This is a genomic window from Candidatus Absconditicoccus praedator (assembly GCF_021057185.1).
GTDB classification, from domain to species: domain Bacteria; phylum Patescibacteriota; class Gracilibacteria; order Absconditabacterales; family Absconditicoccaceae; genus Absconditicoccus; species Absconditicoccus praedator.
In genome coordinates this window covers 785,255-803,530 of sequence record NZ_CP054059.1, presented here as the reverse complement: position 1 = coordinate 803,530, position 18,276 = coordinate 785,255, and the positions used below count along the sequence as shown (strand labels likewise).

Annotated in this window: 21 protein-coding genes; 5 read left to right on the top strand and 16 right to left on the bottom strand. The window is 26.3% G+C overall.

The window, feature by feature from the left end; translation table 25 throughout:
- Positions 1-209 precede the first annotated feature (209 nt).
- From csm3 to HLG78_RS03980, 5 genes are read right to left on the bottom strand one after another with little or no spacing between them, the layout of a single operon-like run.
- Positions 210-878, bottom strand: a complete 669-nt coding sequence (gene csm3 / locus HLG78_RS04000; protein ID WP_231176328.1) for a type III-A CRISPR-associated RAMP protein Csm3 — start codon at positions 876-878, stop codon at positions 210-212.
- 26 nt (positions 879-904) lie between these two features.
- Positions 905-1,354: a type III-A CRISPR-associated protein Csm2 gene (csm2, locus tag HLG78_RS03995; protein WP_231176327.1), complete on the bottom strand. Its 450-nt coding sequence runs from the start codon at positions 1,352-1,354 to the stop codon at positions 905-907.
- A 25-nt stretch (positions 1,355-1,379) separates the two neighbouring features.
- Positions 1,380-3,869 (bottom strand): type III-A CRISPR-associated protein Cas10/Csm1, encoded by a 2,490-nt coding sequence (cas10, locus tag HLG78_RS03990; protein WP_231176326.1) that lies wholly within the window; start codon positions 3,867-3,869, stop codon positions 1,380-1,382.
- 2 nt (positions 3,870-3,871) lie between these two features.
- Positions 3,872-4,807 (bottom strand): hypothetical protein, encoded by a 936-nt coding sequence (locus tag HLG78_RS03985; protein WP_231176325.1) that lies wholly within the window; start codon positions 4,805-4,807, stop codon positions 3,872-3,874.
- Between the two features lie 22 nt (positions 4,808-4,829).
- Positions 4,830-5,834: an RAMP superfamily CRISPR-associated protein gene (locus HLG78_RS03980; protein ID WP_231176324.1), complete on the bottom strand. Its 1,005-nt coding sequence runs from the start codon at positions 5,832-5,834 to the stop codon at positions 4,830-4,832.
- Between the two features lie 194 nt (positions 5,835-6,028).
- Here HLG78_RS03980 and HLG78_RS03975 point away from each other — a divergent pair, with 194 nt between their 5' ends.
- The gene (locus HLG78_RS03975) at positions 6,029-6,667 is read left to right on the top strand and encodes an IS1595 family transposase (RefSeq protein ID WP_231176323.1); all 639 of its coding nucleotides are present in this window, start codon (positions 6,029-6,031) and stop codon (positions 6,665-6,667) included.
- 311 nt (positions 6,668-6,978) lie between these two features.
- On the opposite strand, the gene HLG78_RS03970 is transcribed toward HLG78_RS03975, so the two are convergent.
- The gene (locus tag HLG78_RS03970) at positions 6,979-7,686 is read right to left on the bottom strand and encodes an FISUMP domain-containing protein (protein ID WP_231176322.1); all 708 of its coding nucleotides are present in this window, start codon (positions 7,684-7,686) and stop codon (positions 6,979-6,981) included.
- Positions 7,687-7,855: 169 nt separating this feature from the next.
- On the opposite strand from HLG78_RS03970, the gene HLG78_RS03965 reads away from it, so the two are divergent.
- Positions 7,856-8,938, top strand: coding sequence for a glycosyltransferase (locus tag HLG78_RS03965; RefSeq protein ID WP_231176321.1), 1,083 nt, complete (start codon positions 7,856-7,858; stop codon positions 8,936-8,938).
- A 71-nt stretch (positions 8,939-9,009) separates the two neighbouring features.
- Here the strand turns inward: HLG78_RS03965 and HLG78_RS03960 are convergent, their stop codons facing one another.
- Genes HLG78_RS03960 through HLG78_RS03950 form a run of 3 tightly spaced genes read right to left on the bottom strand, consistent with a single transcriptional unit; the run spans position 9,010 to position 11,441 of the window.
- Positions 9,010-10,152: a S1C family serine protease gene (locus HLG78_RS03960; protein ID WP_231176320.1), complete on the bottom strand. Its 1,143-nt coding sequence runs from the start codon at positions 10,150-10,152 to the stop codon at positions 9,010-9,012.
- Positions 10,153-10,176: 24 nt separating this feature from the next.
- The gene (locus HLG78_RS03955; protein ID WP_231176319.1) at positions 10,177-10,998 is read right to left on the bottom strand and encodes a cell division protein FtsQ/DivIB; all 822 of its coding nucleotides are present in this window, start codon (positions 10,996-10,998) and stop codon (positions 10,177-10,179) included.
- Between the two features lie 5 nt (positions 10,999-11,003).
- The gene (locus tag HLG78_RS03950) at positions 11,004-11,441 is read right to left on the bottom strand and encodes a divergent PAP2 family protein (RefSeq protein WP_231176318.1); all 438 of its coding nucleotides are present in this window, start codon (positions 11,439-11,441) and stop codon (positions 11,004-11,006) included.
- 149 nt (positions 11,442-11,590) lie between these two features.
- On the opposite strand from HLG78_RS03950, the gene HLG78_RS03945 reads away from it, so the two are divergent.
- Both HLG78_RS03945 and HLG78_RS03940 read left to right on the top strand, forming a co-directional pair.
- Positions 11,591-11,998 (top strand): pilin, encoded by a 408-nt coding sequence (locus HLG78_RS03945; protein ID WP_231176317.1) that lies wholly within the window; start codon positions 11,591-11,593, stop codon positions 11,996-11,998.
- 23 nt (positions 11,999-12,021) lie between these two features.
- Positions 12,022-12,609 (top strand): hypothetical protein, encoded by a 588-nt coding sequence (locus HLG78_RS03940; protein WP_231176316.1) that lies wholly within the window; start codon positions 12,022-12,024, stop codon positions 12,607-12,609.
- A 153-nt stretch (positions 12,610-12,762) separates the two neighbouring features.
- Here the strand turns inward: HLG78_RS03940 and HLG78_RS03935 are convergent, their stop codons facing one another.
- From HLG78_RS03935 to secE, 7 genes are all read right to left on the bottom strand, one after another.
- Complete coding sequence (locus HLG78_RS03935; RefSeq protein WP_231176315.1) at positions 12,763-13,686, bottom strand: cell division FtsX domain-containing protein; 924 nt, start codon at positions 13,684-13,686, stop codon at positions 12,763-12,765.
- Positions 13,686-14,294: a tetratricopeptide repeat protein gene (locus HLG78_RS03930; protein ID WP_231176314.1), complete on the bottom strand. Its 609-nt coding sequence runs from the start codon at positions 14,292-14,294 to the stop codon at positions 13,686-13,688. Before HLG78_RS03930 ends, HLG78_RS03935 begins: the two co-directional genes overlap by 1 nt.
- A 121-nt stretch (positions 14,295-14,415) precedes the next feature.
- On the bottom strand, positions 14,416-15,099 hold the full coding sequence (gene rplA, locus HLG78_RS03925) for a 50S ribosomal protein L1 (protein WP_231176313.1): 684 nt from the start codon (positions 15,097-15,099) through the stop codon (positions 14,416-14,418).
- A 61-nt stretch (positions 15,100-15,160) separates the two neighbouring features.
- A complete protein-coding gene (locus HLG78_RS03920; protein WP_231176312.1) occupies positions 15,161-15,604 on the bottom strand; it encodes an uL11 family ribosomal protein in 444 nt (147 codons plus the stop codon).
- Between the two features lie 24 nt (positions 15,605-15,628).
- The gene (locus HLG78_RS03915) at positions 15,629-16,414 is read right to left on the bottom strand and encodes a hypothetical protein (RefSeq protein WP_231176311.1); all 786 of its coding nucleotides are present in this window, start codon (positions 16,412-16,414) and stop codon (positions 15,629-15,631) included.
- 19 nt (positions 16,415-16,433) lie between these two features.
- The gene (nusG, locus tag HLG78_RS03910) at positions 16,434-17,012 is read right to left on the bottom strand and encodes a transcription termination/antitermination protein NusG (protein WP_231176310.1); all 579 of its coding nucleotides are present in this window, start codon (positions 17,010-17,012) and stop codon (positions 16,434-16,436) included.
- A 3-nt stretch (positions 17,013-17,015) separates the two neighbouring features.
- A complete protein-coding gene (gene secE / locus HLG78_RS03905) occupies positions 17,016-17,198 on the bottom strand; it encodes a preprotein translocase subunit SecE (protein WP_231176309.1) in 183 nt (60 codons plus the stop codon).
- Between the two features lie 131 nt (positions 17,199-17,329).
- Between secE and HLG78_RS03900 the strand changes: the two genes are divergently transcribed.
- Positions 17,330-18,259: an alanine--tRNA ligase gene (locus HLG78_RS03900; protein WP_231176308.1), complete on the top strand. Its 930-nt coding sequence runs from the start codon at positions 17,330-17,332 to the stop codon at positions 18,257-18,259.
- Positions 18,260-18,276 lie beyond the last annotated feature (17 nt).

Genomic DNA, 18,276 nt, shown 5'->3' with positions numbered 1-18,276 from the left:
CGAGAAATCTATTTTTTTATTATATTTCTCCACTCGCTCCGCTTCGGTCGAAATGACTTTCCCTATATTTGTCCATTTAAATCAACAAACTATAAATCATAGCTAAATATCCGCGCCGAGCTTGAGGGATGAAACATAGTTAATTCTTCGCGCCGAGCTTGAGGGATAAAGCATAGTAATTCTTCGCGCGGAGTTTGAGGGGTGATTTATTAATTATCAACAATTAATTCTATTCTTCCATTTCATCTTGTTCATCATCCACCAAGATAATTTTTGTTTAGATAATCTATTCATTTATTTAAAATTTTGTTTAATTCATCTTCACTTATAGCATATTCTCACTCATGAGGTAATAAAACAATTTTCCCTTCAAATTCTACACCAGCTGGCACTCTTTCTATATGTCTTGGATTAGCAGTTCATTTCAAAAATCTTGGTACGGAATTTTCTGCTTTGTCTTCAAAAAAGTCTGACTTCATTTCTTCAAAAATTTCAAAACTTGATTTTCAATCAACAAAATCATCATTTCTTGAAAGATAAAAATCTTCAAAAATCAATCTTGAAGAAATATTTACCTGTTTTTTATTTTCTTTATTAGAATAAGAACAACCAAAAACTTTAGCTACTTCTTCATCTGGATCTTGAATAGAATTTCATTTTTCATCTATTTTATCACCATATTCTATCATTTCTATCAAAGCTCTCATTTTTCATTTGATACTACTACCTGGAATGATAGGCTCTCATGTAATAGGATTTTTGATTACTGAAGAATCAATTCATCAAATTTTAAGTCATTGATCAGCTCATCAAATGTGTAAACCAGTTAGCAACTTTATTTTGCATTCTTTTACAATAGGAGTTAACATTTTTGTCATTTTATTATTAATTTATAGAGTTAAATTTAATTAGCCTTAGGATTAAAGTATTTATGATAAGCTACAAAAACTTCCAAAAAGTCCTTGAATTTATTTTTATCATTTATCTTATTGTAAATTCATTTTAGGAACTTCACAAATCACTGAGGAATAGATGAATCCTTTCTTGTCTCTTGATAGGCAATTTTTGCAAACCATATTTGTATTTGAGTGTCTTTGTCTCATCATCAGTTTATAATATCCAAATATGTATCATAAACTTTTCTAAGTGATGAATTAGATTTTATTTTTTTAAAACTTTCTCCAAGAGCTTCAAAACTTTCTAAACTAAAAGATTTTGCAAGATCACTTGCATCAAAATTATCTAAATACTGCTTCATAAAAACAGTCTCTTGTTTGTCATTATTATACTTATTTCTCTGTTTTGGTCAGTAATTATTGTGTTTTTTTTCTGGATATCATGGTATATGTATCATCTTATTTTTAATTCAGAATTTAAAACTATTTTTCTCTATTTTGATATATATGATTAGTAAACTTGAGCAACAAACTATCTATATCATCAATTTTATCATACAAACTATCTCTTTCTTTCAAACTTATTGTTCATATTAAATTTTTCACTTTATCAATCAAATCATTTTTTTGTCTTTTTTCTTCTTCGTTTTTAGCACTTATATTTCTTCACATCATATATATGATTTTGGCTCACAAATGTACTATTTGATAAAGCTTATCTTTTTCATCTTTATCCAAATAATCATACAGATATTGCCTAATTTCTTTGAGATGAATATATAGCTTATAAAAACTACTTTCACCCATAGTCAGCTCATCTCATCTTGTCCAATCCTGCATATCAAGAATACTTTCCATATCCAATATTTTTTTGTCTATTTGTGCTAAATTTTGCTCATATATACAAATTCATCTAAAATCCAAGTCTCCCCTACTATCCATTTGTAATTTGTACTTATTTTTTGCTGATTTCAGAAGCTCTTCAGTATGTTGATTTACAGTTTGGAATGGTTTTTTATCTTTGAAAATAGAAAGTCATAAACTAAAATGTAAATTGTGATTTGCTGCCGTGAATTTTTGAAAATATTCTTGATATTTATTGATAAATTCAATCCTTTTTTCAAAAGGAAGCACAAAAACAAAGTCATCTCATCCACTAAAAACTGTATAAACATTTGGAAACTCTTTTTCCAAAATTTTCTGAGAAAAATTGCCAAAAAATAACTCCAAAAATCTACTAAATTGCAAAAGCCTACTTACACTATAATTATCACCAAATCACTTTGCCAAAATAATAGACATATTATCAATATCACCACACAACATATTTAGATATTTATTATTTTTACTCGCTAATTCTTCAAAAGTTTTTACTTCATCATCTTCATTTTTGGGAACATACAAATTTATTGATTTAGATATTCACAAATCAGAATTCAAATCTTTATAATTCCAGTTATTGAACAAAACTTTCAAATCTCAGTTTTCAAAATCTATATCATATTCAAAGTTTTCTCAATTTTTGTAGCTAAGATAGATTGAATCATTTTTTACTAATTTTTCTCAAATTTGAATTTCTTTTTCACAAGTTTCACAAATAGCTTCATCATGTCTTTCTTTGTCTGCATACTTTATCCTACAATAAGCACAAATTTCCTTACCTTCAATTGATTGCTCAACAAAAAGATTTTGAATATTATCTTTGGAATAAATTTTATGTTTATTTTGTGATAGTTTATCAAATAAGCTTTTGAAAGTATTTTTTATTTGATTATCTCATAGTTGAAATATATTTTTTAGTTTGATATTTTCTTGTATCAAGTTAATCTTGATAAAACTATGATAATGTTTCACAAAATAAGAATTAATATGATTTTGAATATCAGCAACATCAATATTATTTGGAGCAAGTATCACAAACTTTCAACCTGCATTTATCAAAACATTAGCAGGACTTAGTTCATATCTTTCCAAAATATATTGTATTACTGCTTCATTTAGCATTTGGATATTGAAAGATCTAGCTCTTAGTCTTTTGGATATAGCTTTTGAGTTTTTGATTCATTCAAATATATATTTTTGAATACTTGGAAAGTCTCAAGCTATCAAAGATATTTTTTCATCAAAAACCTTATCAGTATCAGTACTGTCTTTTTGGTATTTATAAACATTGTTGTGATAATTGGATTGATAAAGTACATTTGCTATTGCAACCACAGTTTTGGTATGATCATACAAAGATATATCTCATATACTTTTGTATGTATCACTTGGCACCAAGGTAAAATAGTTTTGGCACAAAATATCAAGTTGATAAATAAATTTTCTAAAATCAGATAGACTTGAATCATCATTTAAATTAGATTCTTGTATCAAAGTTTTCAGATCATTTTGGAAATTATTGGACAGTTCTTTGAATCAATTTTGTACATCATAATTTCATATATCTTTCATTGTAGATTTCAAAAAATCATCTTCAAAATTTGCACCTTTATCAGTTGGAAAAAAATCCTTCACATCTTGCAGATCATTCAAAGACTTGGGAATATATGTAAACTTACTAGTATTTTGTGATACAAAAAGATTTTCAAAAATATTTGTTAGTCAAATATGTTTTATATTTTCATAATAAGAATTATCATTTTCATCTATTCTATTAACTCTTTCATTGGAACTAATATTATCAGCCATATAGACAACCCAAGCCATTTTTTGAGTTTCTTCATCATCAAAATCATAATTAATAAAATCTCTTGCATGATGCAAGCTTGCTATTAATCATATATTTTCCCAAAAAACTCACAAATCATTATCTTTCATAAACTCCAAAGCTTGTTGTGCATGAGCTATTTGATATTTGTTGAATCATTTGGGATTCATTGACCTATTTTTTCATCATCTCCACATAAGTTTTCATATATCGTGCAGATAACTTGCTATTATTATTTTGTACAAATTTTTATTATTTTGCATTTTTATAATAAATATCAAAAGTTAAAACTATTATTTACTTGATAATATCAGCCCTTCAAACCATCTTTTGAAACAATTACTGATCAAGGATATACAAAAGACATATTTCATTTGAAAGGATTTTGTCTAAGAGATTTTGTATTTTTTGATTGTATATTTAGATTGCTTTGCTCAAAATCAATTTTTTCAATATCTTCCTTAGTTAATTTGAAATTATTTAAAACAAAATAAATATTTTTTTCTTTTTGTAATTTCTCAAAATAATCAAAAACTTCTTGTTCTTGAGTAGATAAATCCAAACAGTTTATATATTCAATTTTTCAGTATCATTTTGATTTGTACTTTCACCATCCCAAAGCAAGGAATGTTTTTTCCATACTTTTATAAAATTTTGCAAAAGCTTCATCATCATATACTTTTACAAAAATATCAAAGCTTCAATTATAATAATTTATTTCTAAAGAATAAGGCTCTGTCTTGTTAGAAAAGTCTCTAGGGATTTTGTTTTTACTCTCTGCAAGTGTTTCAAATATAGTTTTTTCTTGATTATTTTTTTCTTCTTTCAAAATCTGAGAAATTTTATTTTCATAATCTTGCATAGATCATTCAAAAATAGTCTCAAAAATATCTTTTTGTATAGGTAAAGTATTTAAAGATTTTTTCTTTTTTCTATCTAATTCAGATTTTATCATTTGATCTAATGATTTTTCTTCTGATTCTTCATTATTATTTGAATTGAAAAAATAAGGTTTTGGTAATTTTGAAGAAAAAAAGGCTGAAGAAATCACAAAAGGTAGATTTTCTCAAGATTTGAACTTTCCAAAAATATCTTTTAGATTATCAAAATCATTTGCAAAAATATAAGAAAGAAGAGTATCAGATTCTAATTGTGTAGCAAATCATGACTTGAATTTAAATTGTATTTTTTTTATTTTCATTGAATAATTACTTAATTATTTATTAAAACTCCAAAACTATCCATCACATTGGATTTTGGTCTTCATCAAGATATATAGATTTATCTCACACTCAAACTTTACGAGCCATATCAAGATCCATAATATCTTTTTGTTTTTTCTTGTCAAAATAATAAACCTCATTTGATAGCAATTCTTCCCAAAACATCTTGTAAGACAAGCTTTTTTTGAACATACCTATTTTGATTGGGTATTTTCATTGATCATATAATTCATAAAGCTTATCAATAAAATCTGTTTGGATTCAAATATTGTTTAATATCTGCTCTTCTCTTGTTATCAAAATATTTGAATATTCTTTGATTGTTTTTTCAAAGTCAGACCATAAATCAATATTAGTTCAATTACTTGATTCTATATTTATATCAAAATCTCCAGTATCAACAGTTTCTACCACTTGAGGCACTCATTCTTGTTTTCAAGTAGAAGTTTTTTTGTTTACTCATAGTATCTTTTGTATTGATTTATTTGGATTTTGTATCTTTGTATCAGCAAATCAAATAAATTTGAAATAATCATTAGCTTTTTTTTCTAAATCTTGAACTTGTTCTTTACTAAAAGAATTTTTATAGTTATTATCTGCATTGGCAAACAAAAAAACACTCCTAAATATTCCCTTCAAAGTACTTCCAGGAATAATTGGAGTGTTTGTGAATTTGTCAGCAAAAAATTTTTTGATTTGTCATTGATTGTTTTTATCACCAAAGTTATTAAGAGTTTCCAAAGCTTGTTTTTTTATTTTTACAGAATCAATAATTTTTATTTCAGATAAATCTAGTTTGGATTTGTAGTTTTCTAGATTCTTAAATTTTCATGCTTCTAGTGAGCTTATTATTCAGTCAAATATTTTTTTATCCGTAATTTTTTGTATCCAAGTAGGTTCTACAATATATAACTGAGATTCTCTTATAAAATAATCAAGTCTTTCATAAAATTCTCAATTATTTATATGTATGGGAGTGATAATAGATGCTTTTATATTTTTCATATGATTGATTTTAAAAATGTTGGTAAATATTTTATTTGTATAATATTATAAAAAATATTAAAAAAATCAACAGTTTATTAATTTTGGGTCTAGAGTACTTGAAAGCAAAAAGAAATTAATTATACTAGGTCATAACTACGAAAAACCCTTATAGAAAAAATAGCCATTTGAGTGTACAAAAAACAAGACAAATTATGAAGCTATTTTGTGAAGATTTGACTGCTTCAACAACAAGTAATTTATTAAATATTGAAAGAAAAACAGTAAATAGGTGGTATAAATACTTTAGAGAAGTAATATACAACCATAGTAAAGAAACAGATTTAGAGATACGATGATGAGTAGTAGAGATAGATGAGAGCTACTTTGGAGCTAGAAGAGTTAGGTGAAAAAGATGACGTTGAGCTAGTTGAAAAATTAAAGTTTTATGACTATTGAAGAGAGAGTGAGAAGTTTATGTGCGTATAGTTCCTGATTGTTCAGCAGAAACTTTAATACCAATTATAAGAGATAAAGTAAGTTTAGAGAACAGCAAGATAAACACAGACTACTGGAAAAGTTATGATTGATTAGTAGACTTATGATACAAGAAACACTATAGAGTTATACATAGTAATAATGAGTTTGCTAGATGAAAACAACATATAAATTGAATAGAAAGTTTTCGAAGCTATTGTAAAAGAAGATTGGCTAAATTTAACTGAATCAAAAAGGAATATTATGATATATACCTAAAAGAATGTGAATGGAGATTTAATTATTGATTATTGAAACAAAATAAATATAAACAACTAATGAAATTATGTAAAAATTTTACTTCTTCTTTAGACTAAAGTACCCAAGACCCCAAAAATATCATAGACTTATTAACATGAGTTGTAAACAGTTGACTCACTTCTGAAGAAGTATATTATTGATATTATCGATCAAGAAGACATTGAAAATATATGCCAACTTCTGATGAAATAAGAGAATATGCAAATAAACATTCAAAAAATGAACTAAACTCCTCTCAAGAAGTATATGCTTTTCATTTCTTTAGTCCAGTAAAATTCTATAAAGAATAGTTAATTTTAAAACACTAATATCTAAATATATTAATATTTTGTAATTAAAATTAAATAATAAATTCTAAACAATCCAATTAGTCTGTTTTTCTAATACACCTAACAGACAATCAATATTCTTTGGATTTTAAATTACGAATAAAAGAATTATTATCTTTTTCTAAAGAACGAGTCCACACAAAATCCTCTCAAGTTTGAGGATTTTTTTGAGTTGTAGAACTCCACCAATATCAAATTTTACCCAGAAAATGTGTTTCTCACATAGGCATACGATAACCTGGAAGCTCCAGAACCTTTCAATTAAGTCAAACATCATTTTCATTATCCCAAGACAAGTCTTCACACCTCCAATTAGTTTCTTCATTTTCTGAAATATCACATCAAACTTCTCACATTACATCCATTCCCAGCTCTTCTTCATCACATCACATTTTCATCTCTAATTGCTGCCAATCATTATCAGAAGGCAACTCCCAACCATCTCCTATATATTTGCAAGCTTCTTTAGCTGCGTTATAAGAATATAATCTTCAATACTTATCACATTCATCCTTATTATCGTTATAACACCAGGTATCATTAGAAGTGTTTCATTCTGGAATATGAGATATATTATCTTTAGTTCGATAATTTCAATCAGATTTTTTAACTACCTCATACTCATTATCTCATACTTTCAAAGTATTTTTATTTTTTTCAAGATTTTTATCCGCTTTATCCTCTAGATCACATCATAAAATTGCTAAAAAAAACAAAAACGAAAAAAATAAAAAAGTTTTTTTCATTTAGAATTATTAAAAAATAAAATAAAGTTTTACTAATATAAAGTTAATTAATTTAAATTTAAAATCAATCAAACATTAAGATGTTTATAAACATACATTCTAAACTTTTAATTGATATTAATAAAAAATTAATTAAAACATTAATTAAATTTAAATTCACCTAAAAATTATGAAAATAGCATTTGTACATGACTGGATTATTAATATTTGATGAGCAGAAAATGTTTTTTTTGATATTGTTAAAAAAGAGCTAGATAAAACAAAAAGCGATAATATTAAAATATTTACTTTATTTTCAAACAAAAAAGAAGTAACTATAAACAACATAACTATTCCTATCATAAGCATAATTTCAAATGATTTTATACTTAATAAAGTATGATATCGCAATCTAATGCCTTTTTTTTCGATACTTATAAAACTTCTTTGATACAAAATAAAAAAATTCAATCCTGACAAAACTGTTATTTCATCATTTGCGATTGCAAAAAATATATGAGAACAAAAGTATTCAGAATTATATCTTCACTCACCAAATCAGTATATACGATCTCACTATAATGAATATCTGGAAAAATTTTGATTATTTAAAAAAACTTTATATAAAATAACTTCCTGTATACTTAGAAAACAAGACAAAAAACATACTAAGTTCAATAAAATATATTTCAATAGCAAATACACAAAATCTCTTGCAGCAAAAATTTATTGAATACAATGAAAAGTAAAGTATCCAAAAATTGATGAAAAATTTATCAACACTCTTCCTGCCAATACAATAGATAATTACTATATTTTTCTTGGAAGAACTGTAAGATTTGTAAAAGAGTTAGACAAAATAGTGGACCTTTTTTCTCAATTAAATGAGAACCTTTTAATAGTTTGAAATTGACCTGATAAAGAATATATAAAAAGTATATCAACACAAAATATTTTCTTTATAGAATATGTTGATAATATTGAAGAAAAAATAAAAATACTTTCAAAATCAAAATGATTGATCAACATCACCAAAGAAAGTTTCTGAATAGTTACTGCAGAATCTCTTGCTTTAGGAGTTCCAGTATTTGGATATAATGATTGAGCTACTCCCGAGTTAGTTGATAAACGAAGTTGAATACTGGTACAAGACAAACAAAGAAAAACGCTATTAAAACAATTTCAAAACTTTTCCAACAAAAATTTTGATAGATGAAAAATTAAATCAAACTTTTTAGAAAAATATAAAAAAGACTATTTAGACAACATTTAAAAATGAATAATTAATTTATAAAATGTTTAAACTATAACATACCTTAAGACTTGTCTTTATTTATCAAAATATTACCTACTACCAAGCACAACATCGATTGTTTTTTCTTCTCAATCTGAAATCACAGTAAGTTCAACCTGTTCACCTGGTTTGTATGTAAAAAGATTATACAAGAAAGGGTCTCATACTCAAACCTCATATCAATCTATATGGGTTATTATATCTCACTGGGAAAGTCAAGCTTCATCTGCTGGATGTCATGAAACTACTTCTTCTATAAAAACTCCTTGATAATGATCTATATCTAATCTTTTTGCCATTCATCTATTCAAATTGGTGTGAGCTACTCAAAGAAATGGTCTTTGTATTTGTCAGTCTTCAATGACCATATCAAGCGTAGAATCAAGAAAATCCTCGTTTACAGGAATACTAAAACCTATTCACTGTCATATAGCACTCATTGCTGTATTTACTCAAATAACATTACCACTCAAGTCCAATAATGGTCAACCACTATTTCAAGGATTTATTGGAGCATCGGTTTGATAAAGACCTACATACAAACTATCTGCAGGTACATCCTCCAAATCTCTTCATTTTCAACTAATTATTCAAAATGTAGCACTATCCTGAAATTCTGATAAAGCATTTCATATAGCAATAGCAAATTGTCAAATTTCTACTACTTCATCTCATGGAATAAAATCAGCAGGAACAATATCACTAGGAGGCTGTCAATCTTCGTCTTCTACTCTTAAAATAGCGATATCAAGTACAGGATCAAACCAGATGTTTTCTACCTCATACTCTCTTCAATCTCTTGTTACTATACTAAAGTCTGTAGAAGCTCATCAAGCTTCACTTATCACATGCTCATTTGTCATTATATATCCATCTTCAGATACAATAATTCAACTTCAACCTCAAATTTCTTGCCTTTCCTGTTCCATCTGACCTCAGAAAAAATCAAAAGGATCTTCATAAAAGGTATCAAGTTCTCTGGTTGCTACAATACTTACAACAGACTCACCTGCATAGTCTATTGAATTAATTAAAGTTTGCTCTAAATCTGAAGTTACTTCTTGTTTTATCAAAGTTTCTGAATCTTCACCTATATCTTGATCTTCAAAATAAAAATACCAAATTCAACCCCAAAAGATCATATTAACCAACAAAGCCACACAAAAAGTTATAACAATTATTTTTATTTTCATAGTTTAAGTTTTGAGTTTCTAAATTTATTCTATTATTATATCATCACCACTTCAAAGGTCTATATGAGTTAGTTCATCAAACTCTTCAAGTGTATTTTTGATTATTTGGTATTTTTCTAGCTGGGAATATATATCTTTATTATGATTAAAATAAATATTTCTTCAATTCATTTTCACAACGCTTCTTCAGCCTCAAGGTATATACTTAATATCAGACACAACTTCTTCTCATATAAAATCTTTTATTTTATTATAATCAAAAAACAATTCTGTTTCTGTTACTTTATAAAAAAAACCATCAAAATTTTCAAGATTTTGTGTATAATCTGGTAATTTTATAATATTGACTCAAGAAGATAAAACACTTCAAGTTCAAATATCTGCAAAATTTTGATTTTTAGTAATATGATATGAGCTTCAATCAAAAAATGCATAATCTGGCTGCTCAAATTTTACTCCAACAGATACGGTTCAATAATAATCAAATGAAATAATTAGATCTTTTACAAAAGGATGTTGATTTTGAATATCTTGCAATATATTTTGCTTTTTTATGAATCTTAGGACAAAAAAGTTTTCTCAAGTTAATTTATTATTTATTTTTTGATATAGTTGTATATCAGGATATACACTTAATTGCTCTCTATCAAAAGAAACATTTTCTATAGTATATCATGAATGAAAAATACTAAATCTAATAAGAAAAATGGAACCTAAAAATACCATCAAAAAAAACACTCACATTCATATTTTCCTTTTATTCTTTTTAATTTTTGGAGAATAAATCTTAAAATGTTTTAAAAGCTTTTTGAAAAATTTAGGCTTTCTTGAATATATTCCAGACATCTAATTTAATTCAACACAAAATAAATAGTAACAGTTAATAAAAATCAAACAATTATACCTCATATCACCTCCCAAAAAGTATGACCAAGTCTTTCTTTGAATGCAGTATATTTATCAGAAAACTCTAAAACATTTTTTAGCTGAGTATTAATTTTATTAAGATATTTTGCATGTTTTCATGCCTCATATCTTATATTCATACTATCATACCAAAACAAAAATGCAAATGTAAATGCTATTGCAAATTCAGCAGAATCATATCCAAACTCAAAAAGCATTAATGTAGTTATACTAGAAGATATACCACTATGTACTGAAGGAAGCCCTCAAGCTCTCCATAAACTTTCAACACTAACCTTTCTATCATTCCAAAAATCCACCAATATTTTTATTAATTGAAGAGTTACTCATACAAAAATTGGAATTGCAAAGTATGGAATCATAAAACCTTTGTACTTTATTAAGTAAATTAAAAACAATAATAACTAAAATAAGCAGAAAATCAAACCAAAATAAGGAATTTAAAGTTGTAGTTGAAAATAAATAAAAAATTCTTAAACTTGATTTAAGATTTAAAATTAAAAAATAGACAATGAATTTTTTTAAAAATTTGTTAATTAAATTTCTAATAAAAACTTTTTTAATAATCTTTTTTATATGATGATATACACTAGCAGAGGACTGAATAAATTTAGATAGTGATTGCCTAATTCACTGACAGTGCTCTATGGACACATATGAGCTTTTAAATATTAGAGACTGAGAAGAGGCAAATCCTACATGATTTGTAAATGATATTATTACATGAGCAACTATGTTTATATGAGTTCTTGTAACTATAACACTCGTAGTATCCTGATTTCTATTTATTTTGGCTTGATGAGATGAAAAAATGGCAGAAAGATGAAAATCATGAGCCAAATACTCTCTAATTGGACTATTACTTGTTATTTTCAGTTATACAATTATAAGAGCGATTCAGTTCCTTGCTGCATGATAACTTTTACAAAATAATTTTAACATATGCTTTTTTTGAACATTTCATTGCCTCAAATAATTTTAGAAATTAATTGAGAAACCAAAATAATTGAAAACAAAAAAACAGAAGAAACAATTCCCAAAATACTTTTTGAATATTTTGAAAAATATAATTTTAAAAACATCACAATCATAAACTGACCATGATCATTTACTGCTTTAAGAATATGAAGCCTTTCTATTAATATTTTAAATTTTTTAAAAAATTATAATTTAAATTTATTTAGTATAGATAAAATCACACTTTATAAATACTTGTTTGAAAAAAATTTTTTACCATGAAAATGAATCATTTATATATGACAAAAGAAAAAAGCTTTACTCTATGATTTTGAAAATGATTTTAGTGAAAACATCTTTATTGATAATTTAGAGCAAAAAAACTTATTTACTGATTTTTGATTGAACTCAAAAAATATTAATATTTTAAAAATAAACTTACAAAACCAAAAACTAAATATAAATTTTGAAAACAATAACATACTAGTCTCTCCAAAAGAAATAACTAAACCTGAAAAAACAATTCAACCCAACTATTTAATCCAACCTAACATAAGCTATCCTTCAAATTAGAACCTACTTAAAAATCTATATTATCATACTTGTATAAACTACAAATAAGCTCTAAAAAATAAGCATAGACAATGTCAACACTTCACAAAACACAAAAAGTTTTCCATTTAATCAAATTATAGAATCTTTTTAGCATTGTTTGATTGTCTCAAGTTAGACTTTTTTAATCAAATTTGACAAGAAAATATTTGCCACCAAAACTGTTAGAATTAATATAGTACCAAATTCTATTGAAAATAAATAAAGCACATTTTCTAATGATAAAGACATATAATCATGAAAACTAACTCAAAAAACAGTATAAAAATGCTGATTTATATATGAAACTAGATAATAAAAATAAAATCACATCATTAAAAATCCGAAAAATAACATTATTACTATATTTATTAGAAAAGGAGTTTTTATTTGCCAATAAAAAGCTCACATAAGTTTTTCTATTTGAATTTGATTATAAAACACATAAAAACTTGACTTAATTACAAACATCAAAAATGTAACTATTATAACAACTATAACTGATATTAGAAAATAAGAAAACATTGTTATAAAATTGGTAAGATCAATTATATTTGACACTCTTTCTTGTTGTTGGGTAAAACTTTGTCAATGGACAGCATCCTCAAAATTCATAATAAAGTTATCATACTCTCACACAATTTCAGTCATTTTTTCATACTCATCTCTATTTTCAAAAAGTACGTACATAGTTGGAGGTAAAGGATTTTCTATTCAATATCTTTCAAAATTTGCAATAATATCGGGCATTCTGTCTTCTAACAAACTCAGAGCATCATCTTGGGAATAATACACCACTTCCAGTCAATTTCATTCCAACTTTGATCTAAGATCAGAAATTTTTCAGTATACATTACTTGGATTATCAAAATTTTCAGGGTGCTCTATATAAAAATATATACCCAATCTTTCTCTCACATCTTCTCAAAAACTATTTACACTATAAGATACTCATACCAAAACATTCAAAAAAAACAATAAAAAACTTATCAATATAGTTATTCATACAAACTGAAAAATAGAGGATTTAGCTATATTCCAAAAATTTTTGATTATCATTACTTAATAATATTTTCTAAATAAGAATGAAAAAGAGAGATTTTTTCATCATAATAAGAAACATCCTTTTCAAAACAATTTAATTTATCACGATTTTTATAAAAATGATCTATATAATATTTCACATCTTGATAATTGTGCTCCAACATATTTACCTCTACAAGGTTATAGATCACTTCCGCATCCAGCTGGTTAGATTGCTCAAAAGCAGAAAACAAAAAAGTAAGTCATTTTTGCCTATTTCCTACCCAATACTCACACAAACCATAACATCTTAATATTTCAGGATTATCTTCTTCATTAAGTTTTAAAGAAGCTTTCAAAAATTTTCTAGCTTTATTCCAGTTTGTTTTTTCCATCTCCAAAACTCACTTCACATACAATCACATACTTGTATTTTTTCAAGAATTTAGCATATAATCTATTGGTTTTTCTGCCTTCTCTAAGTTACCTTCCATATACATAATATCTGCTACCTCCAACAAAGCTTCTTCATTATTCGGATCTTTTACTAAAATTTTATTTACTAAATCAAGGGCTTCTTTGTATTTATAAGATTGCTTCAAATTATTTATCTGCTCTAATGTTTTGGGATCTATATAAGACATATTAATCTATCTGAAAAAGAAATAAATCATATTACTTATATATTAACAATATATTTTTTTTTTGCAAATAAAAAACTAATCCCCCGGAAGGAATTAGTTTACTTTTTAGATAAAATATATATTAATATTTTACTTGAACACCTGGTCACATTGTAGGGCTTAATGTAATTTTTTGAAGCAGTTTTCATTTAACTCAAGAAGGTCTCACCTCTTCTATCGCATTCAACAAAGCTTCAAGATTTTCTTTCAACTTATTAGTTTCAAAATTAGTTTTTCAGATAGCCACATGTATTGATCATGTTTTATCAAGCTTGAATTCTACTCTTCATTTTTTCACTTCATTTACAGTTTCTTTAATATTATTTGTAACTGTTCATGCTTTAGGAGAAGGCATCACACCTCTTGGTCAAAGGATTTTAGCCACTTTCGCCAAATCTTTCATCATATCCTGTGTTGTTATCAAAACATCAAAATCCAATTCTCATTTTTCTATTTTTTCTAAAAGGTCTTTATATCAAACAACATCTGCTCATGCATCTTTAGCAAGATCAAAGTTGTCTTCTGTAGTAAATACAGCTACCTTTTTAGTTTTTCAAGTTCAATGAGGAAGCACAACTGTAGATCTAATCATTTGATCATTATACTTTGGATTTGCTCAAGTTTTTATATGAACCTCTACTGTTCATGGAAAACTTGAATAAGAATATTTCTTAACTAAATCACATGCTTCTTCTTTCTCATAAAGAGCTTTTTTATCAAATTCCTTCAATATATCTTGATATTTTTTTCAATGTTTTTTTGGCATATTAATTTGTATAATAATATAAAAGCGGTACAAACGGGTCACCCCTCCCGATTCTTGAGTTTTATAACTCAGTATCTACTCACATATTTCTTGCTGTACCTGCAATTGTTTTAACAATGCTATCAATATTTCTTGTATTCATAACAGGTTTTTTAATTTCTGCTATTTCTTCCAAATCTTGTCTTGTAAGTTTACCAGATTTTTTCTTATTTGGCTCACCACTTCATTTTTTCAATCATGTTTTCCACATAATTAAATTTGATGTAAGAGGTGGCAGAACTTCCATCTCGTAACTTCTATCAACAAATATCTTTACATTAACTGGTACTTTAATTTCAAATCATCAATATTGTTGAATCATATCACCAGTTTTATCGTTAAACTCCTTTACAAACTGACCAATATTCACACCATGCTGTCACAAAATTGGTCAAATAGGCGGAGCTGGTGTAGCTTTTCAGGCTGGCATGTGCAGCTGAAATTGACTTTGCACTTTTGCGGCCATAATAATTAATTTAAGATATAAATATTAATTATACACTACCATATAAGCTTCAAGCTGATGGTCAACAAACTGAAAAACAGCTAGACTGCTGTTCCCTTGATAATTTGGCATTTCCACCAACTGAAAACCAAAAGGTGTATCCTTGTTTATAATGTTTTTTTCATCAATTTCAATATATTTTTCTCCAAAGTAAACAATATCTATAGATTCATTTTTTTTAGAATCGTCTATCATTCTTATCAAAACAGTTAGCAACTCGTCTTCTCACACAACACCATGAGGATAAAAGTTTCATCAAGCTCACCTCAGCAATCAATATTCACATCATTTTATCACTTCATCCAAAAAATCTTCACTTATTTGATCCTCATCCTCAAAATCACAATCATCAAAAGCAACATCACCTTTTCAAAGCTCTTGTTCATAATATTTTGTAGCTATATATGAAAGTTGTTGTCTTTGAATTCAAGTTCATAAGAAATATCTTTCTTCAAAATCAGCTGGACTTTCTTCAGTAGAATCATAAGAATCATCCAAACTTTCGTCCTTATCTTCGTAATCATCATAATCATTCTCATAATCATCTTCATCATTTTCATTGTTTGACTCTTGTCATTCTTCTTCCAAAAAACTAAAATCAGATTCACCCAACTGATCATCTTCGTTTTCTTCTTCTATATAATCTTCCTGTACTCAATCTCATTCATCAATCTCTTCTTTTGAAGCAAATGAAAAATAAAAAAAATATACAATAAGAAATGAAACAATCACAAACAATACTGACATAGACACAATCTTATTTTCTTTCATGAAAATTTATTTTAATTAATTAATCAATCTTATCTATTTTTTCAAAAGGAACCATCATTGGAGTTGTTCTTCATAATATTTCTACACTTACATACACAACTCATTTTTGATTATCTATTTCAGTAATTACTCATTGAGTTCAAGAAAATTCTCAATCTTTTAATTCAACAATATCTCACTGCTTAAAAGGTGATGTGTGTTCTGCTCTTTCAGTCTTTTCTTGTATATAATGCATCATATCTTCATATTCTTTGTCTGTCAAAGGAACTGGACGAGTCTCTGCTCAAACTATAAGTCTAACTCCTGGAGTATTTCTTATTATATACCAGATTTTATCATCCATTTTTGATTTCACAAAAACATAACCTGGATATAGTTTCTTGTGAGTAATTTTCTTTTTTCAAGATGATTTTTTATAACTAACTTCTGGAACCATTGGAACCATAAAATCAACTATATCATCTTCAAGTCACTGTCTTTTCACTCTTTCAGTAAGATTTTCTATCACCATATGTTCTTGAGAAGAAACAACACTTATCACATACCATCTAAGGTTGTCGTCATGTATTTGTTTTTTGATTTCTGTTGTGTTATTCATATACTAGCTCATTATCTGATAAAAAGTTTGATAAAGGTTTATAAAAACTCAATCTACTGCTGCAAAATACCCTGCTGCTATAATCACTATTATAAATACAGCTATAGCAAGATTTATAACCTCATTTTTTGTAGGTTTTTTTACTTGCTTAAGAGTTTCCAAACTATCATAGAAAAATTTTAACATCAAAAAAAATTAGTATGTAAATCAACAATACTTATAATTATTTATAAATGAAATTCAACACAAATTTTATATTTGATTTTTTTCTCAAAAACATTAAAAAATAATTGATGATTTAAATAATAAATCCAAAAATGAAAGCAAAAGTTGAAAAAACACAAAGAATTTGAAAACAAAGAGCTCACACAGCAACTCATCTACTTCATGCCCAGCTTGAAAAAATCATACCCTGAACAAAACAAGCATGATCTCTAGTGGATCTTGATTATTTGAGATTTGATTTTACTACCAATCAACCTCTTACAAACAAACAAATAGAAACTATAGAAGACTGAGTCAACAAGATCATAGACAAAGCAGAAGATGTTGAAACATTTGAAACCAACATAAATTCAGCAATAGATATGTGAGCAAAAGCTTTTTTTGAAGAAAAATATCAAGATATAGTAAGAGTAGTAAAAGTATGAGAAAAAACATCTATTGAACTTTGCTGAGGTACTCATATTTCCAATACTTCTCACATTTGAGCATTCAAAATAATATCTCAAGAAGCAGTATCCAGCTGAGTTAGAAGAATTACAGCAGTAGTTTGAAATAAACTATTTGACTATGCCAAAGAAAAAGAAGAACAAATAGAAGAAATTGCCAAAAAATTAGAATGCACAGAAAAACAAATATTTGAAAAACTAAACAAGCAACAAAAAGAACTAAATGAATACAAAAAACTATATGAAACAACAAAAACTCAAATAATAGAAGACAAAATAAATAACCTAGATTACAAATCATCAGAAATCTTTGATAAAATATTAAATATCTCAAATGATAGTCAACTTCAATGAGAAAACTTCAAATTTATTGGTGATTTATTGAAAAACAGAAATCAAACACAAAATATCCTAGCATACAATAGTTTGTGAAACTTTTGCATTATACTGAACCATGGAAACCAATCAGCCAAAAAAATTATTCAAGAAAATTGAATAAAATGATGATGATCTGATTATTTTGCCCAATGAAAAGACCCCAAAATAGTTGATTTTGTAAATCAAATTGAAAACTAAAAATAAACTATTATAAT